The following is a 20,880-nucleotide window of genomic DNA, read 5'->3' as shown; positions in this document are numbered from 1 at the left end:
ACGTGCGCCGTCCGCCGGGCCTGAGCGCCCGGAACTGCAAGTCGTTTGAGAAAAAGCGCGCGGTGTCTACCAGCCCGCAGCGGCCCCGTCACTGCGCGGATCGTAGCCCGCTTCGATTAATCCATCAGGATGCCGGACGATTGCGCCGGCGTGCCCCATCGCTTCGTCGTAAGGTGCCATCATCTCGACCTCGTGCCCGAACGCACTGAGCGTTGCTGCCGTGTGCGCGGCGAAGCGTGGTTCGAGCTTGAGCGTGTCGGTCGATTGGCCCCATGTGCGGCCGAGCAGCCAGCGAGGCGCATCGATCGCCGCCTGCGGGTTCCAGCCGAAATTCGCGATGCGGGAAAACACGGCGCTTTGCGATTGGGGCTGTCCGTCTCCGCCCATGTTGCCGTACACCATCGTGCGGCCATCGGTAAAGCGCGCCAGCGCCGGATTGAGTGTGTGAAATGGCCTGCGCCGCGGCATCAGCGGATTGAGCGCGTGCCCGTCGAGCGAGAAACTGCAGCCGCGGTTCTGCCAGTTGATGCCGGAGCCCGGCAGGACGATGCCGCTGCCGAACTCGTGATAAATGCTCTGGATGAAGCTGACCGCCACGCCCTCGCTATCCGTCACGCCTAGCCATACGGTGTCGCCCGGTCCGCGACCGGCCGGCCAAGGCGCGGCTCGCGTCGGCGAGACGCGCGCGGCCATCGCGTCGAGTGCGGCCGGTTCGAGCAGCGTGGCGGGATCAACCTTCATGTGATCGGGATCGGTGACGTGCGCGTCGCGAATCGCGAAAGCAAGCTTGGTTGCCTCGACGCAGGCGTGGACGAACTCAGGCCCGAGCGGATCCATGTCTTTCGTCAGCACGCGGTCGAGAATGCCGAGAATCAGCAGCGACACGAGACCCTGTGTCGGCGGCGGCATGTTGTAGATCGTGCCGAGCGAATGTCGCAGTGCGAGCGGCTTGCGCAAGCGCGCCTCGTGCCGTTCGAGATCGGCAAGCGCAAGTAGCGAGCCGACGGACTGAAGATCGCTCGCGATGCTGCTTGAGATCCCCGCGATAGAAGTCGTCGAGACCTGCTTCGGCGAGGCGCTCCAGAGTCGCGCCGAGACGCGGTGCGACAAAGCGCTCGCCCGCTGCAGGCGCACGGCCGTCATGCAGAAACGTAGCCGCGAAACCGGCGATCGGGCTCAGTTCGGCGCGCCGGCTGTCGACGCATTGCGCCTGGCTGCGCGTGACGGGCACGCCGGACTTCGCGTAGTGAATGGCGTCTTCGAGAAGACGCTTGACGGGCAGCTTGCCGCCGAGCACGTCCCTCGACCAGCGGTGCGCGAGTTGCCAGCCGGACACGGTGCCCGCGACGGTGTTCGCGGCCAGCGGGCCGCGCGTCGGAATCGTCGCGTGTCCGCGCGAGCGGTACGCGTCGATTGTGGCGGCCAATGCGGCCGCGCCGCACGCCTCAATGCCCACCGGCTCCGCGCCGGGGCGAGAGATTAGCCAGAAGCCGTCGCCGCCAATGCTGTTCATGTGCGGATAGACGGCTGCGATAGTCGCGGCAGCGGCAATCATGGCTTCGACGGCGTTGCCGCCGTCCCGCATGATGGCCAACGCGCTCTGCGCCGCGAGCGCATTCGGCGCGACGGCCATGCCACGCGCGCCGCGCGTCGGATTCAGAAAACTAGATGACATATGGACGGGGATTTTGCTTGTATACATACCCGCCATTAATGCGAGAAGCATGCCAGCACGCGAGTCGCCCGCCCATGCGCGCCAGATAAGGTTTCGCACGGCTCGGTACGCGCGGCGATGTCGCTACTTGGTGCCCCGCAGCCTGGGTGGTGCATAGGGGACCGCGTTCGGCCCCATTGCAGTGCGTGCACGTTGCAGGCGCTCGCCCGTCAAGGTGCGCACCGCAACGCGGCTACCCTCGATATGGCGCGCGATCAACGCAACACTACGATCCGTTTCGCGACAACGGATTGCATCGAGGATCGCCACATGTTCGTCGTAGGTTTCGTCGATGCAGTCGCCGTACACGAGATCGAGCCGCCGCACGACCCGGATGCGATCGGTCACGCGCTGCATCGCATTGGTCAGCTCGGCGTTATCGGCGGCCTGCACGAGGGCGTGATGAAATGCCTCGTCGAGCGCGACCATCTCGCGGCCGTCACGCCGACGATGAGCACGCCGGATCTTCCAGATTTGTTCGAGCTGACCGAGCATCTGTGCGACGCCTTCGGAGAGTTCTCCTTCGGCACTCGCAAGCTTCGAGACCGCGAAGGTTTCAATCAGCTTGCGCATTTCGTACAGGTCTTCGAAGCGCTTGAAATCGACCGGCACGACTTCCCAGCCGCCGCGCACATAGCCGCGCATCAGGCCGTCACTTTGCAGGCGCTGCAAGGCCTCGCGCGCAGGTGTGCGGGACACGCCGAAGCGCTCGGCGATGCTGCCTTCCGTCACTCGGTCGCCGGGCAGCAGGCGCATATCGAAGATATCTTCGCGAACGCTGATATACACATGATCAGCCCGCGAGGGGGGAATGCCGGTGATGTCGTTCACGCTTGGAACCTGAGTTGGCGAGGGTCGGGGCTGAGATTATTGTCCGACCCGAACGCACCATGTCAACAGGCAATGAAAAAACCGACATCGCGCGGACATCAGCCGCGAGCGAAATACGCCTTTACAGCCGACAGAAACGTATCGACGTCCGCGCGCGAGACGTCCTTATGTGTCGCAAAGCGCGACGCATACAGCATCTGAGTGAGAATGCCGCGTTCCTTGAGCCACGCTTCGAGCGGGGCGCACTGTTCTTGCGGAAACTGCGCGAACACCATGTTCGTCGCGTGTGACTGCACCGTCACCTGATCGATCTGCGCGAGGCCGTCGGCAAGAAGTTGGGCGTTGGCGTGGTCGTCCGCAAGCCGCTCGACGTTGTGCTCCAGCGCGTACAGACATGCCGCCGCCAGCACGCCCGATTGCCGCATGCCGCCGCCCAGCACTTTGCGCCAGCGATGCGCGGTGTCGATCAGCGCCTGACTGCCGACCAGCACCGAGCCGACCGGCGCCCCCAGTCCTTTGGAGAAGCAGATCGACACCGAATCGAAGGGCGCGCACAGCGACGCCAGCGATTGGCCCGAAGCCACCGCGGCGTTAAAGACGCGTGCCCCGTCCAAGTGCGTCGCCAGCCCGCGCTGACGAACGAATTCGACCGCACGCGCAACATAGTCTGCGGGCAGCACTTTGCCTCCAATCGTGTTCTCTAGCGCGAACAGACGCGTGCGCGCGAAATGATCGTCGATCGGCTTGATGGCGGCCGCAACCTTATCGAGCGGCAACGTGCCGTCAGCGGCATTTTCCAGCGGCTGCGGCTGAATGCTGCCGAGCACCGCCGCGCCGCCGCCTTCGAATTTATAGGTGTGCGCCAGTTGGCCGACAATGTATTCGTCGCCACGCGCGCAATGCGCCATCAAGGCCGCAAGATTGCATTGCGTTCCAGTCGGAAAGAACAGGCCGGCTTCCTTGCCGGCGCGTTCGGCGACCACGGCCTGCAGACGCAGGACAGTCGGATCGTCGCCCCAGACATCGTCGCCCAGTTCGGCGGTTGTCATCGCGGCGAGCATCGGCTTGTCCGGACGGGTCACGGTATCGCTGCGCAAATCGATCATGTGCTGCTCCTCAGAGTGCCGGCCGCGTCGCGCCTGCAGCGCGGACGACCTGGATTGAATGGAAAATCGGGCTATGCCACCATGCACTCACAAGGAGCTGCTGGTGAGCGAAAGCGCCGGGTTGCGCGCAGTTGCATCGCGCTGCTGCGGGTTCGGCGATTTCAGTTCCGAACCGCGTTCGGATCGAACGGAGAAAAGATTGACCGCTCTCAGGAGGTTTCGTGCTTGCCGGTTCAAGGCGTCCACGGCGGCGCCCGATTGCTGGACGAGCGTGACGTTCTGTTGCGTGCCGTGCTCCAGGCTTGCGATCATCTCGCGGACCTCGCCGATCTGAAGCGTTTGCTGCTGACACGCGTCATGGATTTCGCTCATGATGCCCGTGACGCGCGCCGACGAACCCACGACCGCGGTGATGGTCGAGCCCGCGTCATCGACCTGGGTAACGCCGTCTTTCACGCGAGCGTCGCTCGCCACGATCAGTTGCCTGACCTCCTTCGCCGCTTCTGCGCTACGTTGCGCGAGGACTCTGACCTCGCCGGCCACCACTGCAAAACCGCGTCCCTGGCTACCGGCACGCGCGGCCTCGACCGCCGCATTCAGCGCGAGGATGTTGGTCTGGAACGCGATCCCGTCGATGACCGAGATGATCTCCGCGATGCGCGCCGACGACGCCCGTATCCCATGCATCGTCTCGACCACCCGGCCGACCGCCATGCCGCCTTCCCCAGCCGTATCCGAGGCGTGCCTGGCAAGCTCGTCCGCGTGTCCCGCATTCGCAGCGTTGGTGGCCACGCTCGCATCGAATTCCTTGAGCGCGCCGGTGGCCTGCTCGAGCGCGCTGGCCTGGAGCTCGGTGCGCGCGCCAAGATCGGCATTGCCGGCGGCAATCGCGTGACTCATCTCGGCGACCGCATCGGCGCCATCGCGCACCTGTCCCACGATGTCCGCGAGCGCTTCTCTCATCCGCACGACAGTCGCCATTACGCTACCCGTATCGCCGGTGCGCAACTCGGCGCGCTGGGAAAGATCGCCGCGCCGGATCGCGTCGGCGAACGCGATCAGCTCACGCGGCTCGGCGCCGAGCGACCGGTCTACGTTGCGCACGACAAGCACCGCAACGCCAAGTCCGATCACGCACGCAAGCCCGGTCAGCGCGAGCATCATCAAGCGGAAATCGACGCTTATCTTGCGTGCCTCGGCGCCGCCCTGCCGGTTCAGCGCTTCCTGAAAGTCGATCAACTGGTTGATTGCCGCGAGCCACTCGACCAGCGCGGGACGCGTTTTCTGGAGCAGCACGGTGCGTGCCCCTTCAGTGTCGCCGGCGGTTTGCCGTGCAATCACCTCGTCGATAAACGGCGTGGCCTTATTGCCCGCCTCGATCACGCGCGAATAGATGGCGCGCTCGGCTGCGGTGATGTCGGTGCGCTGCGCGTAGACGGCGGCAAGCGGCTTTGCCGCCTCGTCATAATCCGCCGCGAGTTGCTGGATATGCGCGACGACGGCCGGCAGCTCATCATGCGATACGAGAGTGACATCGCGCACGGCGATTGACCGGTCATGGACGCTACCGCGAAAGTTGATGGCGTACCGTTCTTTGACGCCGTTCACGTCGATGATCTGATCGAGTCGTTGCCGCACGGACTCGACGCGTGTGATGGCGGTGACCGTCAGCGCAACGAGGGCGAAGAGGACGATGCCGAAGCCGGCGACCAACTGGGTGTGGACACGCAAACCCGCCGTAGTCCTCATGAGTTCACCTGTTTCGTGAGAGATGCATTATTTGCTGCGCGTGTCTTCGGCTGTTTCGAAGACGGCCCCCGCAGACAGCGTGCAATGACTCGCGGCCAGACATATCGCCTGAAACGCCACCACGATGCGCCGCGGTATTGTGCCGAGGCGCAGGCCGCTCGTGAAATTGTTTTGCCTCATGGCGACGATTGCGAACAGTTATGGCGCAGCCACCATGCGTAAGCCAGGCACTGCTTATGTGCGGACGGCGGCGCAGCCCGAACGGGAGACAGCGCGGGCACAATGAGCAGCCGCCAAGGCGCCTGCGTGACAACGCAGCCCAATTTATCAGGATTATATCGTCAGCTGACGAGTTGTGCTGAAGACGACTTGGACGATCGCAGCGATAACACCGGCGAGCCACCCGGCGCCGACTCGCAATGCGTTTATAGCGCAGGCAGCAGGCTCGGCAGGCTCGTCAGGAAGGCGCGCACGTGCATCGCAATCACCGCTTCGGCGGGCGTGCTGTTTTCGTTTGAATAGATGCGGCGGCGAATCGCCAGATGAGACACGGCGCCATGTAACAGCCAGCCCACTTCCCCCAGTTGAGCCGGGTCGACGGGCATGCCTAGACCCAGTTCATGCGCGGTCTCGGTAACGATGATCTCGAGCGCATGACTGACGATCGCGTTCGTATAGGCCGGCGCCGTGTGCAGGCCCTCGAGCGACGAGTAAAGAAAGAGCCTCAGCCAGCGGCGCGTCAGGAGCGTGTCATAGTACTCGCAATAAAAGCGGTTGAGTCGGCTTTCAATCGGCACACTTCGGTCTTGCAATTGAACAAACCAGATTGCGTCGAAGATTCCGACGACTTCCCGCTTGTAGACTTCATCAATCAAAGCAGCCTTGCTCGGGAACAGGCTATAAAGCAAGCGTTGCGATACGCCGCAGGCTTCCGCGATGGCGCGAGTCTGCGCGCCGAGACCATGCTCCGCGAAATACTCCGCGGCCTTCTCCAGCACACGCGCCTGACGCTCGGCGCGCGGCAAACGCTGCGGCGCTTTTTTCATCGGCCGCTTGAGCCCCTCGCGGTCGGCGCCGGTTCCACGGCTCGGCTTCTCGATAGTCCCTTTGGTCTTCATAGCTCCCTACGCTCTCGAATTATAGCTGTTATCGTCACATGACGATTTACGTTTTGATAAAGTATACACCCCGGGCGTGGGCGGCAGTCCGGCGCTGTCCGGCGTGACGCCCGCATTATCTCAGCCATGGCGAAGTCAGCCTCGTCCTTGCTGCTGCCAATTAAGCTGGAACCGTTCGTTCGTCCATGTCCGCGTCGCCACGCATCGTGATGGAAGTCGGCGTGGCGACGCCCGCACTGGCCTGCCCAGCCAATGGCGGGCCGCCAGGAACGCTCCCTTTAGCAAGCCTGAAGCACGTTGATGACGCGGCTCACGAGCAACGGGCGCGTATTGTGTCCATATTCGGCCATATGCGCGGAGGTCCCATGCGCCCTCAACGCTTCCGCGCTTTCCCAGCGCTCGATGACAGCGAACGTGTCCTTGCCGAGCGGTGTCTGAATCGTCCCGAACTCAGGGACGTCGATGACTGCCTCGTAGCTGATGCACCCTTCTTCGGCCAACACCGCCGGACGGTTCTTGTTGAAAAGTGCAAGCACGGCATCCCGTTGACCGGGCTGGGCAGTGATTGTGGCAACGACATGGATCATATGGGTACTTCTCCTTTCCTAATTCGGCGCCGATCGCCGCGTGAAATCATAGCCGCGTTTGCGTACGTCTGCCGATAAGGCTCACCAGGTTCAGACCGCATTTCCGACGTGGCTCGTCAGCGATTCAATCCGTCGCACGGGGTTCCCGCACCATCGACGCTGACTGTTTTCGTTGAAGTTCGATACATCGCGAAGCGCACCACGCTTTTGCCTATTTGAACATGACTGCGGCGTAGTGCAGAGGTCAGCCTCGCGTCACCCCATCTGCGGACAATACAGGTTACTCACCCTCGCGGCGATGGCGCCGTGAGACCCGAGACTTCATTCATCGTGCCTGAAGCTGACCACAATTAACTTGAAAGGTAATTCATCGTGAAGACTCTGATCTATGCAGCGTTGGTTGCCAACGCACTCGTCGTCCCCGCAGTCTCTTTTGCACAGGACTCCACAGCCGCGCTGACGCGCGCCGAAGTGCGCGCGGACCTGGTGCAGGTGGAACAGGCCGGGTATCGCCCGGGCCTCAAGGATTTGCACTATCCCACCGACGTTCAGGCTGCGGAGGCACGTATTCACGCGCAGGTTGCCACGAGGCCGAGCAGCGCAGCAGTCGGCGGAGTGTCAATGAACGGCTCCTCGCAGTCGGGCGGGCCGTCGACGACCGCAGGTGCTCACTCAATCTACTTTGGTCACTGATGGTGTCGATTGACACTGAACCCTGACCCGGATCCCGGGCCGCATCGCGTGGCTTGTGCAACAGCTGCCAGCGGTCGTTACACGCACCGCGCTCGTCAGTTTTGGCACGGGCTTAGCGAAGCCCGATTTGAACCCCGCGTTGCCGCGGCTTAACGCTTTGAAGGCACGCTGTCAGCATTCCTCTTCACACCTTCATGCGCATGTCATTCGCGCATTGTCGCTTGACTCTCCCCTTAAGGCGATCTTCACGGGCGGTAAGTGACAATCATCCTGAACGATACGGTAATAACGCGAAGACCTCGTCTTAGAATGGAGTCAACCCTTTGAATGCCGTCTGAAAGGAGGCACGAGAACCCTCGATGGCCTCTCAAACAATTGGTAATAAAAATCTCTGACGCTTTAGTCTTCGCTTGAAATTACGCTGGTTCGCCTCCGCCTGAATTTTGCCGAGCATCATTCCATCCAGCATGGACAAGGTTTTCCCGATATGCGCAGACAGGAAGAAATTGACTCGCCTGGCGTTCAAACGTCTCCGGAATGTTGTTTCTCCGTCTGCAGGAATCCAGACCGTTGTGTACATTCGCACTTTGGTTTCGTTTGGGAACACCTGACATAGGTCACAAAGCAATCATCCGCGTTGCGAATATCTTCCTGCGCCAGATGTCTCCACGATGCTCTTACGTTTGCCCAAAGCCCTGGAATTCTCATGCTCGGTCTAGTTCGTATCGCGCTCCGACGACCCTACACTTTCGTCGTCCTTGCGATCTTCATCCTTGTCATCGGGCCACTGTCAGCGATGAAGACGCCCACCGACATTTTCCCCGATATCCGAATCCCCGTGATCAGCGTGGTGTGGCAATACACGGGGCTGCCGCCGGACCAGATGGTCGGCCGAATCACGTCGCCGTTCGAACGCACGTTGACGACCACCGTGAACGATGTCGAACACATCGAGGCGGAATCGGTCGCCGGCTTTGGGATCATCAAGATCTTCTTTCAGCCGGGCGTGGATATCAGCACGGCGAACGCGCAAGTGACCGCGGTCGCGCAAACTCAGTTGCGGCAGTTGCCCGCGGGCACTACGCCGCCGCTGATCCTCAATTACAACGCGTCGACCGTACCGATCATCCAGTTGGCGCTATCCGGCAAGGGGCTGTCCGAACAGAAGCTGGGCGACCTCGGTCTGAATGCGGTGCGTCCCGTTCTCACGACTGTCGCCGGTGCGTCGGTTCCCTACCCTTTCGGCGGCAAGACGCGCCAGGTGCAGATTGACATTGATCCTGCGGCACTGCAGGCGCGCGGCTTATCCGCGCAGGACGTCGCCAATGCCCTGGCGGGTCAGAACCTGATCACGCCGGTCGGCACGGAAAAGATCGGCGACTACGAATACACGCTGCAACTCAACAATGCGCCCTCGGAAATCAAGGCCTTGGGTGATCTACCGGTCAAGGCGGCCAATGGCACGACGGTCGCTATTCGTGACATTGCGAATGTTCGCGATGGCAGCCCACCGCAAACCAATATCGTCCATGTGAACGGCCGGCGCTCGGTGCTGATGTCGGTACTCAAGAACGGCTCGGTTTCGACGCTCGGGATCATCGCCGGCATCAAGCAGCAAATCGCCAACGGGAAAGCGTCGTGGCCCGATAACCTGAATGTCGAACCGATCGGCGACCAGTCGATCTTCGTGCGCGCAGCCATCACCGGTGTGGCACGTGAAGGCGTGATCGCGGCCGTGCTCACCAGCCTGATGATCCTGCTGTTCCTCGGCAGTTGGCGTTCGACGATCATCATCGCAACCTCGATCCCACTGGCCATCCTTGGCTCGATAGCCACGCTCTCCGCACTCGGCGAAACCTTGAACATCATGACGCTCGGTGGTCTCGCATTAGCGGTGGGGATTCTTGTCGACGATGCGACTGTGACGATCGAGAACATCAACTGGCACCTCGAGCACGGCAAGGAAGTGGAGACCGCCATCCTCGATGGCGCCGCGCAGATCGTCACACCCGCGTTTGTTTCTCTTCTGTGCATCTGCATCGTGTTCGTGCCGATGTTCTTCCTGAACGGCGTGGCGCGCTTCCTGTTCGTGCCGATGGCGGAGGCCGTCATCTTCGCGATGATCTCGTCGTTCATCCTCTCAAGAACCCTCGTGCCGACAATGGCCAAATACCTGCTGAAACCGCATGCGCAGGGTGAGCATGCCGATGAGGCGCAGCGTCCGGGTCCGCTCGGACGCTTCCAGCGCGGCTTCGAAGCACGCTTCGAAAAGGTGCGTGGCGTGTATCGCGGGTTACTCGAACTCGCCCTGAACCATCGGCGTCCATTCGTCAGTTGCTTCCTCGGCTTCGTCGCGCTCTCGTTCGCCCTCGCGCCCTTGCTCGGCCGCGACTTCTTTCCGGCGGTCGATGCCGGGCAGATCCTGATGCATGTGCGCGCACCAGTCGGGGTTCGCGTCGAAAAGACCGCGCAGATATTCGCGAATGTCGAAGGCGCCATCCGGCAGATCATCTCGCCGTCCGATCTCGGCACGGTGGTCGACAATATGGGTCTGCCGGTCAGCGGCATCAATACCGCGTACAACAACACCGGGACGGTCGGTTCGCAGGACGGCGACATCCAGATTGCGCTGAACGAAGGACATCGTCCGACCGACGAGTATGTCCGCGTCATGCGTGAAAGATTGCCGCGGGAATTCCCAGGAGTCACGTTCTCTTTTCCACCGGCGGACATCATCGGTCAAATCCTTAACTTCGGCTCGCCGGCGCCGATCGACCTGCAGATCCGCGGCAACAACCTGAACGCCGACTATGCGTACGCAGATCGTCTGCTGCGCGCGGTCCGTGACGTGCCCGGCGTGGTCGATGCACGGATCGCGCAGTCGCACGGCAACCCCACCTTCAACGTCGATGTCGACCGCACACGCGCACAGTTGCTCGGCATCACCGAGCGCGACGTGACGAACAGCATGGTGGTGAACCTCGCGGGTTCGAGCCAGGTTGCGCCCACGTACTGGCTGAACAACGCGAACGGCGTGTCGTATCCGATCGTGATGCAAACGCCGCAATACAGTCTCGATTCGCTGGCAGCATTGCAAAATCTGCCGATCACCGCCAGTGGCGGAGGAACCGCCCAGATCCTCGGCGGTCTGGCAACGGTCGACCGCACCACCAGCAACGAAGTCGTCAGCCAATACAACATCCAGCCCATGGTCGAGATCTTCGCGACCACCCAGGACCGCGACCTCGGTGCGGTGTCGGCCGATATCCAGCGCATCGTACACCAGAACGCCGGCACCTTGCCCAAGGGCTCGAGCATCGCGCTGCTGGGGCAAGTGCAGACGATGAACAGCGCCTTTGCCGGCATGTTGTTCGGCCTGCTTGGCGCGGTCGTGCTGATCTATCTGCTGATCGTCGTCAATTTCCAGTCATGGGCCGATCCGTTCGTGATCGTGACCGCATTGCCGGCAGCGTTGGCAGGTATCGTCTGGATGCTGTTCGCGACTCACACGACGCTCTCCGTACCCGCACTCACTGGCGCGATCATGTGCATGGGGGTGGCGACTGCCAATTCGATTCTGGTCGTCAGCTTCTGCCGCGAACGTCTTGCCGTCCATGGCGATCCGTTCAAGGCGGCGCTCGAAGCGGGCTTTACGCGCTTTCGCCCGGTGCTCATGACCGCGCTATCCATGATCATCGGCATGGCGCCGATGGCGCTCGCCCTCGGCGAAGGCGGTGAGCAAAATGCGCCGCTCGGCCGCGCCGTGATCGGCGGTCTGATATTTGCCACCACGGCTTCGCTGTTCCTGGTCCCCGTCATCTTCTGTATTGTTCACGCGCGCCCCGAGCGCGCGGCGACCCCAGCATCCGTCCCGGGAGGTCCTGCCCATGTCGTCTGAATCCACTTTTCCCACTAATACGCCATCGCGCCGTCCGCTTCGGGTTGCGGGCGTGATCGGCCTGCTGGTCGCCTTAGGCGTCGTCGTTGGCGGTGTCGCGCTACGAGCCGTCGACGCCCGCAAGCTGAAAACCTGGACGGAGGCTCAGGCCGTACCGACAGTCAATCTGATCCAGCCGATGCGCGATCCCATCGGACCTTCACTGCAACTGCCCGGCCGGCTCGAAGCGTTTACGCGGGCGCCGATTTTCGCGCAGGTCAGCGGCTACCTGAAATCAGGGAACGTCGATATCGGCGCGCCGGTCAAGGCGGGTCAGGTGCTCGCCGAAATCGAAACACCCGAGCTTGACCAGCAGCTCCTTCAGGCACGCGCCGATCTGCAGAGCGCGCAGGCGAATGCCGTCGTAGCGGGTACGACGGCGAAGCGCTGGGAGGCGCTTCGAGGCACCGATTCCGTCGCCCAGCAGGACGTCGACCAACGCGCTGCTGATTACACCGCGAAGGAGGCGATCGTCGCGGCCGCGAAGGCCAACGTCGATCGCCTCGTCGCTACGAAGGCCTTCGCGCGGATCGTCGCGCCGTTTGACGGCGTGGTGACCGCGCGCGACACCGATGTCGGTGCGCTGGTGAACGCCGGTAGCGGTGGCGTCGGCCAGGAGCTGTTCGCGGTCTCCGAGGTCAAGCAGTTGCGTGTGTATGTTCAGGTACCGCAGAACTACGCTCCGGCGATCCACGATGGCACGACCGCGACCCTGACCGTTCCCGAGTACGCCGACCAGCAGTTCACCGCGCGCGTGATAGCAGCGGCAGACTCCGTCAATTCGAGTTCGGGTACGACGCTGGTACAGTTGCTGGTCGACAATGCCAATGGCAAGCTGCTGCCGGGCGGTTTCGCCAGCCTGAAATTCACGTTGCCCGCGTCCGCCGATTCACTTCGGGTCCCAGCTAGCGCGCTCGTGTTCGATAGCCGCGGCGTCGTGGTCGCCACGCTCGGTGCGAACGGTCACGTACTGTTCAAGCAGGTGAAGATCGACCGCGATCTGGGCGACTCGGTGGAGATCGGCTCGGGACTCGCCGCCAGCGATCGCGTGATCGATACGCCGCCCGATGGACTCGCCGACGGCGACGGCGTGCAGATTGCGCCGGCCACTGACAGGAAGGCGGCCGCACATGGTTAAGTCTGGACGTGTCGCGCTTTTAACGGGCGCTCTGGCGCTCTCCGCCTGCTCGCTCGCGCCGCAATATCAGGTGCCTTCCGCGCCAATAGCGGCGCAATACAAAGCCGTTGTTCCCTGGACCGCCGCTCAGCCTGCCGACCGGATAGACCGTAACGGCTGGTGGAAAATATATGGCGACGCGCAACTCGACGTTCTCGAAGCGCATCTGCTGGCAAACAACACCGATCTGCGCGCCGCGTACGCGCACTATGCGCAAGCGCAGGCTTTCGTCGCGCAGGTCACGTCGGGACTGTATCCGACCATCAGCGCAAGCGCCGCGCCGCAGCGCGTTCGCCAGTCCGACAACCGGCCGTTGCGCGTGGGCGGCCCGAACGACTACAACTCCGTCACGCTCGGTGCCGAAGTCAATTACGACCTCGACCTGTGGGGCCGCGTGCGCGACTCCGTGGTGGCGGGCAAGGACGAGGCTCAGGCGACCAAAGCCGATCTGGCTTCGGTGAAGCTAGCCCTGCAAGTGGCACTCGCAGACAATTACATCAGTTTGCGCGGCCTCGACCAGCAGACCGAGCTGCTGAACGAGACGGTCATGGCCTATGCGAAAGCGCTGCAACTCACGCAGACGCTGCACGGCAGCGGCATCGTTGCGGGCCTCGACGTTTCGCGTGCTCAAACGCAATTGTCGTCAGCGAAGTCCCAGTTGTCGCAGAATCTCGCGCAACGAGCGCTCATCGAACACGCGATTGCCGTGTTGGTCGGCACTTCCGCGTCCGAATTTAGCCTGCCGCAGCAGACTGCCGCCATCGCGTTGCCGGCGATTCCAACCGGCCTGCCCTCGACGCTGCTGCAACGTCGCCCCGACGTCGCCGCAGCGGAACGCAGGGTGGCCGAGGCTAACGCAAAGATTGGCGTCGCGCGCGCGGCCTATTTCCCGGACATCACGCTGAGCTTGCAGGGTGGTGTGCAAAGCGCCGCCTATGCTGGACTGGTTAGCGCGCCCAATCTTTTCTGGGCGATTGGCCCGCAGCTTGTGCAATACGTCTTCGACGGCGGTTATCGTCGCGCACAACTCGACGCCGCGAAGGCGGCAACCGAGGAAGCTGGGGACCGCTACCGCAGCGTGGTTCTGTCGGCATTCCAGCAGGTCGAAGACAACCTTGCGCTGCTGTCGTATCTTGGCACTGCGCTTGGCGAGCAAAAGGATGCCGCGAATGCCGCGCAGTACTCGGTCGATCTGGCGTTGCGCCAATATCGCCAAGGCACTGTAAGTTACCTCGATGTCGTGCAGGCGCAGACCGTCGCACTCGAAGCACAACGCAGCGTGCTCGATATCCAGACACGCCAGCTAAGTGCCAACGTGCAACTGCTGCATGCGCTGGGCGGCGGATGGTCGAGCGATGAACTCGCCCAAGTGGCTGCCACGCCGGCACTCGTTGCGACAACGATGGCACACGGCGCAAATTGAAGGCCTGTACACGGCGCAACGGGGAGGTTGCCAGTCCGCTTCTTCTAGAAATTCTCTTTTGCGTGTCCGGTCCTTTATCTATTGCGCCGGCGTCCTTAATATAGCTCTGCATCTATCGCTTGATAGTGCACTCCACGCATCGCTTAACCCCGTCCGCTTCGGGCGGGGTCTTTTCCCCGCCGCCCCAACGGTTCAAACACCACGCTAACGTGTTGCCGCGATGCGCTACCCCGCAATTGCATGCAGAAACAATCTGCAACCGCGTTGGCCCACATCATAACGATCAACCGGCAATGGGCAAGCACCTTACGTGTCGAACCGCGTTGCGCCGGTCCGGCGATCGAACGCAACGAGCACCGCAGGCGCATTCGTAGACGTTCCGCTTACGAACCGTGCCGGGGAATCCGCCCAAAGAAAAGATGCTTGGGATCATTGAACCCGGGCGTCGAAGGGTGGCCCGTAGTGACGAGCGAGTCGACGAAGTTTTCGTCTTCGGCGCTCAGGCGATAGCTCAAGGCTGGCAGATAATCGTCCCATTGCGCCATGGTGCGCGGTCCGGCGATGGTTGAACTGATATAGCTGCTGTTGAGCACCCACGCGAGTGCGAATTGTCCCGCACTCAGTCCGCGCGCCTCTGCATGCTCGCGAACGCGCCGTGCCAGCTCCAGCGATTCGGGCCGCCATTCGGCCTGCTGCAAGCGGCGGTCGCCGCGCCCTGCACGCGTATCGGCCGCGGGCGTCACACCCAATTCGTATTTGCCGGTCAGCACGCCGCGCGCGAGTGGGCTGTACGAAATCACGCCGAGGCCGTAACGGTGCGCGGCTGTCAGCTGTTCGGCCTCGGCCTGCCGATTCGCGAGGTTGTAGAGCGGCTGACTGGCTACCGGGGCAGCGAGACCCAGTCCCTGGGCGGTATGACTGAATTCGGCGATCTTCCACGCTCGATGATTCGATAGGCCGTAGTAACGCAATTTGCCGGCCTGAATCAGATCATTTAGCGCGCGCACCGTTTCATCGACCGGCGTATTGTGATCTTCAGCGTGGAGGTAAAGCAGATCGATATAGTCCGTGTTCAGGCGTTTGAGGCTAGCCTCAACGGCTCGCACCATGTGTTTGCGCGACGCGCCGCGCGCATTGACGTCGCCGTCGCCGAATGGACTGGCAAATTTGGTCGCCAGCACCCAACGATCGCGCCGGGCGGCGATGCAACGCCCGACGACACGCTCTGATTCACCGCCTGCGTAGATGTCGGCGGTATCGATCGAGTTGACGCCTTGTTCATGCGCCTGGTCTACGATGCGTGCCGCGGTTGCTTCGTCGGTCGGATCGCCGAACAGCATCGTCCCAAGCGTCAGCGTCGAAACCTTGAGGCCGCAGCGGCCAAGTTGGCGAAATTCCATATGAGACTGTTCCGTTAATTTGAAGGATCTAACCTGGGAATTCCACGTGACACGTCCATAGAGACGAGCACGTCGAGACCAGGTGATTGAAGCGAGGATAGTTGGCACCTTCGTCTGGGCAACGCGTGCAACGCTCCGCCGTCGCGGAGAAACGGCCGCTTGGCCATTCATTCACCTTTACCGTCGTACTTCTCCACGAACTCGACCGCCGTGAGCCCACGAAAATCGGCCAATGCCGCGTCAATGCGCTCGGCGCTCCAGTCCCACCAGGCGATCTGCTGCATGCGCTCCGAGGTGCGCGCGTCGACGCGAAAACGCAGCACCCGCGCCGGCACCCCGACGGCGATGGCGAACGGCGGAACGTCCTTGGTCACAACGGCTCCCGAGCCGACCGCGGCGCCAGTGCCGATCGTCACGCCGGGCATGATGATGGCATCGTGGCCGAGCCACACGTCGTGACCCACCTCGACCGACTCCTGCGCCCGCCACTGCAAGATTTCAGCGTCGTCGTCGAGAGACAATCCGTAGGATCGCGATCGATAGGTAAAGTGATGGTGGGTCGCACGCCACGAAGGATGATTGGGCGGGTTGATGCGTACGCCGGTGGCGATATTGGCGAACTTGCCAATGAGTGCGTGGGCGATCTGATTGTCACCCATCGCATAGCCGTAGTCGCCGATGACGGATTCGGCGACCTGGCTGCGCGGACCGAGATAGGTGTAACGGCCAAAGTCGCTAGCGCGAACTACCGCCGTTGGATGGATTTCCGGATGCTCCGACAGAACGCAACCGAGCGCCCACGGATCGACCCCGACGCCATGATTGATCAACATATCAATTCTCGTGCTTCAATGATAAGGAGAGCCCTGGGCCGCCGGCTGCGCACTTCCCGTGACGATCGCGCCAGGGCATGAAGAGCGACGGCGACGCAGGTGATCGGCCCGGGTTCAGGTGACACGGCTGCGCAGGTAAGCGGAAGCGCGTTCGGCACAGGCGACCAGGACGAAGGTGGCGATCAACAGGAACGACACCGTCTGGTACTGGAACAGGTTCATCGCAGTCAGCAACTGGAAGCCGATTCCGCCTGCTCCGACGAAGCCGAGCACGAGCGACGAGCGCAGGTTTTCGTCGAAGCGGAAAAGCCCAATGCCGAGCAGCGAGGGCAACACGCCCGGCACGACAGCATGGCTTAACACCTGCAGGCGCCCTGCACCGGTCAGCGTCAACGCTTCGACGGGGCCCATATCCATGTCTTCGATTACTTCCGCGAACAGCCGCCCAAGCATACCGACCGAATGGACCGCAAGCGCAAGTGCGCCCGGAAACGGCCCCAGCCCGACCGCCGTGACGAACAACAGTGCCCAAACGAGATCGGGCACTGCCCGGGTGACGCCGATCAGCGCGCGCGCGGCGTAGTACAGGGGCAGCGCCGGTGTGACATTCGCGGCCGCCAGAATCGACAGCGGAAAGGCGAGCAGCACCCCGAACACCGTGCCGAAAATCGCCAGGTCAATCGTTTCGAGAACCGGCCACAAATTCGGAACGAACTGATCGAACGCCGGCGGCACGGCGCGCGAAATAATGTCGGCCATACCGTGGGCACCGGTCACCAGATCCTGCGGACGGGCCTGGACGACGATCCACGCCTGCACAAACAGCGCAAGTAGCACGACGACGGCACACACCGACCAGATGGTCCGGCCGCCCGACGAGCCCGTCGATGCGCGCATTTCAAGTACCTTGCTCATGACACCTCGGCCAAATAAAGGCTCGCGATCTGTTGACGGGAGACGGCCGACGCCGTCCGATCGAATTCAAGCAGGCCGCCGCGCAGTCCGACCAGTCTGTCGGCATATCGCGTCGCCAACTCAGGCTGGTGCAGTACGCACACCACCGCGAGACCGTCGTTGTCGGCGAGGCGGCGCAGCAGCCGCATGACTTCGTCAGCCGCTTCGGGGTCCAGACTGGCGACCGGCTCGTCGGCGAGCAAGACGTGAGGACGTTGGGCCAGCGCACGGGCCACCGCCACGCGCTGCGCCTGTCCGCCCGAAAGCGTGCCGGCGCGCTGGCGCGCCAGATGCAGCAGGCCGACCTCGTTCAGATAGGACAGTGCCGGTTCAACCTCCTCGCGAGGCACCCGACCAAGCGCGGTTGCCAGCGTCCGGTGTCGGCCGAGCGCGCCGCAGCAGACGTTCGCCAGCACGCTGCGCCGCTTCACGAGATTGGCGTTCTGCGAGATCAACGCAAGCGGCAGACGCGCCTCACGCAAAGCTTTGCCGGACAGTGCGGCGAGATCGCGCCCAGCCACCTCGACCGACCCGGCGGTCGGTCGATTCAGCCCGACCACGCACTTCATGAAGGTCGACTTGCCACTGCCATTGCTGCCCAGCACCACGACCAATTCACCGGCGTGGACCGACACATTCATGTCGCGCAGCGCAGTATGGCCATCGGCGTAACGCATCGTCAGATCACGGACAGCCAGCTTTACGCCGGGCTCACGCGTCGTATGGAGTGCTGTTCCGGGTAGGCTCGACACGCCGGCTGAAAGCCGGCTCACCGAATCTATCGGGACGCCACCCGAGGTGCTGGACAGAGTGCTCACAGTTTTGCCAGGTCGATGTGAAGAGTCGAAACCAGATCGCGGATCTGGTTATAAGCAGCATCCGTTTGCGGCACCGTCTTCAGTTCCGGGTTTTGGTTCGACGCCAGGAACTTCTGATCGGCTTCCGGTAATTGGCTTAGATCGAGCGAACTCAGCACACTTGCCAGACGGGCCTTGAAATCCGCCGGCAAGTCTCCGCGCACGGCCAGCGGGTCGAGCGGAATCGGTTCCGATTTCCACAGCGTCACGTAAGCCGCAGGATCGAATTCCTTGTGTAGCTTGGCGCTGGCGATTTCTTCGCTGTTCAGCTCCCCCGCTTCGACCTTGTGGTTGCGCAGCGCCTCGAACGACGCCGTATGGCTGCCCGCGTAGACCGCTTTTACGCCCTTGTCCGGATCGATGCCGTTCTTGCTCAGACCGAAGGCGGGAAACAGATGGCCGGACGTCGAAGCCGGATCAGCGTAAGCGAACGAGCGACCCTTGGTATCGCCCAGCGTCTTGATGCCCGAGCCGGGCCACGTGACGATGGAGGCGTAGTAAGTGGCCGGCTTGCCCTGCTCGCCGGCGAACGTGGCGACGGCTTCAGCGTGCGCGACCTGGTGCGCGAGCACGTAGCCGAGGGGACCGAATTCGCCGAATTCGAGCTTGTTATTGCGCATTGCCTCGATCTCGGCGTTATAGCTGGTTGCGACGTAAAGTTGCACCGTGCAGCCGAGCTTGTCGCCGATCATCTTGGCGAGATCCGTATAAACCGGCAGCATGCGCTGGGCCGATTCGTATGGTTCGACACCAAAGCGAACCACGCCATCGTTCGGACACGTACCAGCTGCGTGTGCCGTAACAGAGACAAAACTCACGGCCAGAGCCGCGGCAGATAAAATTTTGGATACCTTCATATATTCCTCAATTTATGTTTTGTACATGCCAGGCGATTCAACAACGGATTGGTTTGTTCCGTCCATCAGACGACGCGCTCGCCTGCCCGATACGTCGCGCGGGGGACAGGCAGCGCATCGTGCATTCGCACGCGCACAAAATCGGCACGCAAACCGGGGGCGATGGCGCCGCGGTCGTCCAACCCCACTGCGCGCGCGGGTTCCGCGGATACCGTTGCCATCGCGCGCGGCACCGTCCAGCCGGCCTTGCCGACCAGTTCGAAGGCGGCGGTCAACAGGCTCGAGGGCACGTAGTCCGAGGACAGGATGTCGAGCAGTCCGGCTTCCGCAAGTTCGATTGCCGAGACGTTGCCCGAGTGCGATCCGCCTCTTACGACGTTGGGCGCGCCCATAATCGTTGCGATGCCGTGGGCGCGCGCGGCTTGCGCGGCGATGCGGGTGGTTGGGAATTCCGCCAGGACGATGCCTTCGGCCGCTGCCTGTTCAACGTGCTCGATTACGGTGTCGTCGTGGCTCGCCACCGGCACGCCGAGCTCCATGCAGCGCGCAACGATCTCGCGACGGTGCCGGTCGGCGAAACGTTCCTGTCCGTCCGAAAGCTTGGCAATCACTGCGGCGAAGTGTTCGTCGGTCAATTTGCCGTGACGTTCCTGCCAGCGACGCCATTGATCCCTATCGTGCCATTGGCGCTGGCCCGGCGTGTGATCCATCACCGAAGCGAGCCGCAGCAATGGATGCGTGCACATTGAATCGAATACATTCACGACGTCGGGCGCGGCGATTTCGCAGCGCAGGTGGAGGAAATGCTCGGCACGCAGCAACTTGCACGCGGACAGACGCGCGAGTGCCTGCACGCACTGCGTCTGAAGATCCCGGCTGTGCATGTCGACGTCCGAGCGCGCGCCGATCCTGAGCGAATCGAATACGGTTGTGATGCCCGCCGCGGCCACCTGTGCGTCATGAATCACAAACGCCGCGTCGATATTCCATCTCACGCCCGGCCGCGGCGCCAGATGCTTCTCGAGATTGTCTGTGTGTAGTTCGACCAAGCCTGGCAACAGATAGTCACCGTCCCAGTCTTCGGCTTCGGCCGCCGACGTCGTGCCCCGTTCAAGGTCAACAATGACGCCATTTTCAATCCGCAAGGTTCCCGTAAATTCCTCGTCTCGCGTGACGACGCGAGCGTTCCTGATCAGCATCGACATGCTCCGTATGTGTGTCGGCTTTAGCGTGCTGCTGTACCACGCAGCTTTGGTCGTGATTCGAAGCGATGAGTCGTGCTGTTGCGTTCGCGAACTCGGCGCTCGTGCTTCATGGGCGTTTCCTGCCGGCCCAGAAAGCGCTTGCCAGCGGTGTTTTCGTCTAAACGTCTAGATGTTTAGGGAAAGATCCAATCGGCCGATTCCGCGAGCACGACCGTAATGGGTTCATCACGGCCCGCGCTCTACCATGCACGACTGCGAATTCATTTCACCTGACCGGAATGACAAGACCATGACAGCGACCGACAACAAGCACCGCGCGTTTCAATCGAGCGCGGAGTAGACGTTGTAATAGGGCGGAAGATCGAACAGATTCTTGATTGACGAGGTGGTCACGGGCATCGCAAGCGGATGCCATTCGTCGTCGATTAGCATCGAAGGC

General features: G+C 62.3%; 16 protein-coding genes and 1 pseudogene. 5 read left to right on the top strand and 12 right to left on the bottom strand.

Translation table 11 applies throughout. The annotated features are described in order from the left end of the window. Positions 1 to 66: 66 nt before the first annotated feature. From B0G80_RS25330 to B0G80_RS25315, 4 genes and pseudogenes are all read right to left on the bottom strand, one after another. Positions 67 to 1,675 (bottom strand): annotated as a pseudogene (locus tag B0G80_RS25330) (gamma-glutamyltransferase family protein). 123 nt (positions 1,676 to 1,798) lie between these two features. Beyond that, complete coding sequence (locus B0G80_RS25325) at positions 1,799 to 2,545, bottom strand: GntR family transcriptional regulator (protein ID WP_243856382.1); 747 nt, start codon at positions 2,543 to 2,545, stop codon at positions 1,799 to 1,801. A 98-nt stretch (positions 2,546 to 2,643) separates the two neighbouring features. Beyond that, a complete protein-coding gene (gene ltaE / locus B0G80_RS25320) occupies positions 2,644 to 3,651 on the bottom strand; it encodes a low-specificity L-threonine aldolase (protein WP_116120569.1) in 1,008 nt (335 codons plus the stop codon). Positions 3,652 to 3,738: 87 nt separating this feature from the next. Continuing rightward, positions 3,739 to 5,322, bottom strand: a complete 1,584-nt coding sequence (locus tag B0G80_RS25315) for a methyl-accepting chemotaxis protein (protein WP_258879222.1) — start codon at positions 5,320 to 5,322, stop codon at positions 3,739 to 3,741. Between B0G80_RS25315 and B0G80_RS47185 the strand changes: the two genes are divergently transcribed. Continuing rightward, positions 5,209 to 5,622 carry a hypothetical protein gene (locus B0G80_RS47185; protein WP_258879272.1) on the top strand — a complete coding sequence of 138 codons (414 nt, stop codon included), beginning with the start codon at positions 5,209 to 5,211 and terminating at the stop codon, positions 5,620 to 5,622. The genes B0G80_RS25315 and B0G80_RS47185 overlap by 114 nt on opposite strands. Before the next feature lie 203 nt (positions 5,623 to 5,825). Here the strand turns inward: B0G80_RS47185 and B0G80_RS25310 are convergent, their stop codons facing one another. Together B0G80_RS25310 and B0G80_RS25305 are read right to left on the bottom strand one after the other, a co-directional pair. Then, positions 5,826 to 6,518: a TetR/AcrR family transcriptional regulator gene (locus tag B0G80_RS25310; protein WP_116120565.1), complete on the bottom strand. Its 693-nt coding sequence runs from the start codon at positions 6,516 to 6,518 to the stop codon at positions 5,826 to 5,828. Positions 6,519 to 6,796: 278 nt separating this feature from the next. Beyond that, positions 6,797 to 7,105 (bottom strand): putative quinol monooxygenase, encoded by a 309-nt coding sequence (locus B0G80_RS25305; protein WP_116120563.1) that lies wholly within the window; start codon positions 7,103 to 7,105, stop codon positions 6,797 to 6,799. Positions 7,106 to 7,477: 372 nt separating this feature from the next. Between B0G80_RS25305 and B0G80_RS25300 the strand changes: the two genes are divergently transcribed. From B0G80_RS25300 to B0G80_RS25285, 4 genes are all read left to right on the top strand, one after another. Then, positions 7,478 to 7,798 carry a DUF4148 domain-containing protein gene (locus tag B0G80_RS25300; protein ID WP_116120562.1) on the top strand — a complete coding sequence of 107 codons (321 nt, stop codon included), beginning with the start codon at positions 7,478 to 7,480 and terminating at the stop codon, positions 7,796 to 7,798. Positions 7,799 to 8,504: 706 nt separating this feature from the next. Beyond that, complete coding sequence (locus B0G80_RS25295; protein ID WP_116120560.1) at positions 8,505 to 11,696, top strand: efflux RND transporter permease subunit; 3,192 nt, start codon at positions 8,505 to 8,507, stop codon at positions 11,694 to 11,696. Next, a complete protein-coding gene (locus B0G80_RS25290) occupies positions 11,686 to 12,873 on the top strand; it encodes an efflux RND transporter periplasmic adaptor subunit (RefSeq protein ID WP_116120558.1) in 1,188 nt (395 codons plus the stop codon). Before B0G80_RS25295 ends, B0G80_RS25290 begins: the two co-directional genes overlap by 11 nt. Continuing rightward, the gene (locus B0G80_RS25285) at positions 12,866 to 14,335 is read left to right on the top strand and encodes an efflux transporter outer membrane subunit (RefSeq protein ID WP_116120556.1); all 1,470 of its coding nucleotides are present in this window, start codon (positions 12,866 to 12,868) and stop codon (positions 14,333 to 14,335) included. The genes B0G80_RS25290 and B0G80_RS25285 overlap by 8 nt, the downstream gene beginning before the upstream one ends. A 383-nt stretch (positions 14,336 to 14,718) precedes the next feature. On the opposite strand, the gene B0G80_RS25280 is transcribed toward B0G80_RS25285, so the two are convergent. The 6 genes from B0G80_RS25280 to B0G80_RS25255 form a co-directional block, all read right to left on the bottom strand. Continuing rightward, complete coding sequence (locus tag B0G80_RS25280) at positions 14,719 to 15,735, bottom strand: aldo/keto reductase (protein WP_116120555.1); 1,017 nt, start codon at positions 15,733 to 15,735, stop codon at positions 14,719 to 14,721. 167 nt (positions 15,736 to 15,902) lie between these two features. Continuing rightward, positions 15,903 to 16,568 carry an acetyltransferase gene (locus tag B0G80_RS25275; protein WP_116120553.1) on the bottom strand — a complete coding sequence of 222 codons (666 nt, stop codon included), beginning with the start codon at positions 16,566 to 16,568 and terminating at the stop codon, positions 15,903 to 15,905. 114 nt (positions 16,569 to 16,682) lie between these two features. Next, positions 16,683 to 17,483: a phosphonate ABC transporter, permease protein PhnE gene (phnE, locus tag B0G80_RS25270; RefSeq protein ID WP_116120551.1), complete on the bottom strand. Its 801-nt coding sequence runs from the start codon at positions 17,481 to 17,483 to the stop codon at positions 16,683 to 16,685. Continuing rightward, positions 17,480 to 18,295 carry a phosphonate ABC transporter ATP-binding protein gene (locus tag B0G80_RS25265; protein ID WP_258879028.1) on the bottom strand — a complete coding sequence of 272 codons (816 nt, stop codon included), beginning with the start codon at positions 18,293 to 18,295 and terminating at the stop codon, positions 17,480 to 17,482. The genes phnE and B0G80_RS25265 overlap by 4 nt, the downstream gene beginning before the upstream one ends. Before the next feature lie 41 nt (positions 18,296 to 18,336). Further along, the gene (locus tag B0G80_RS25260) at positions 18,337 to 19,236 is read right to left on the bottom strand and encodes a phosphate/phosphite/phosphonate ABC transporter substrate-binding protein (protein ID WP_116120547.1); all 900 of its coding nucleotides are present in this window, start codon (positions 19,234 to 19,236) and stop codon (positions 18,337 to 18,339) included. A 65-nt stretch (positions 19,237 to 19,301) separates the two neighbouring features. Beyond that, positions 19,302 to 20,435 carry an alpha-D-ribose 1-methylphosphonate 5-triphosphate diphosphatase gene (locus tag B0G80_RS25255; RefSeq protein ID WP_116120545.1) on the bottom strand — a complete coding sequence of 378 codons (1,134 nt, stop codon included), beginning with the start codon at positions 20,433 to 20,435 and terminating at the stop codon, positions 19,302 to 19,304. Between the last annotated feature and the right edge of the window lie 445 nt (positions 20,436 to 20,880).

The organism is Paraburkholderia sp. BL6669N2 (assembly GCF_003387275.1).
Lineage (GTDB): Bacteria > Pseudomonadota > Gammaproteobacteria > Burkholderiales > Burkholderiaceae > Paraburkholderia.
The sequence above is the reverse complement of the archived record's forward strand: the minus strand, read 5'-3'. Positions and strand labels throughout refer to the sequence as shown.

Bases quoted from the DNA above. Each gene is read 5' to 3' on its own strand.
- B0G80_RS25280 (WP_116120555.1), bottom strand. From the start codon at position 15,735: ATGGAATTTCGCCAACTTGGCCGCTGCGGCCTCAAGGTTTCGACGCTG.
- ltaE (WP_116120569.1), bottom strand. From the start codon at position 3,651: ATGATCGATTTGCGCAGCGATACCGTGACCCGTCCGGACAAGCCGATG.
- B0G80_RS25260 (WP_116120547.1), bottom strand. From the start codon at position 19,236: ATGAAGGTATCCAAAATTTTATCTGCCGCGGCTCTGGCCGTGAGTTTT.
- phnE (WP_116120551.1), bottom strand. From the start codon at position 17,483: ATGAGCAAGGTACTTGAAATGCGCGCATCGACGGGCTCGTCGGGCGGC.
- B0G80_RS25290 (WP_116120558.1), top strand. From the start codon at position 11,686: ATGTCGTCTGAATCCACTTTTCCCACTAATACGCCATCGCGCCGTCCG.
- B0G80_RS47185 (WP_258879272.1), top strand. From the start codon at position 5,209: ATGGACGCTACCGCGAAAGTTGATGGCGTACCGTTCTTTGACGCCGTT.
- B0G80_RS25285 (WP_116120556.1), top strand. From the start codon at position 12,866: ATGGTTAAGTCTGGACGTGTCGCGCTTTTAACGGGCGCTCTGGCGCTC.
- B0G80_RS25310 (WP_116120565.1), bottom strand. From the start codon at position 6,518: ATGAAGACCAAAGGGACTATCGAGAAGCCGAGCCGTGGAACCGGCGCC.
- B0G80_RS25295 (WP_116120560.1), top strand. From the start codon at position 8,505: ATGCTCGGTCTAGTTCGTATCGCGCTCCGACGACCCTACACTTTCGTC.
- B0G80_RS25305 (WP_116120563.1), bottom strand. From the start codon at position 7,105: ATGATCCATGTCGTTGCCACAATCACTGCCCAGCCCGGTCAACGGGAT.
- B0G80_RS25255 (WP_116120545.1), bottom strand. From the start codon at position 20,435: ATGCTGATCAGGAACGCTCGCGTCGTCACGCGAGACGAGGAATTTACG.
- B0G80_RS25275 (WP_116120553.1), bottom strand. From the start codon at position 16,568: ATGTTGATCAATCATGGCGTCGGGGTCGATCCGTGGGCGCTCGGTTGC.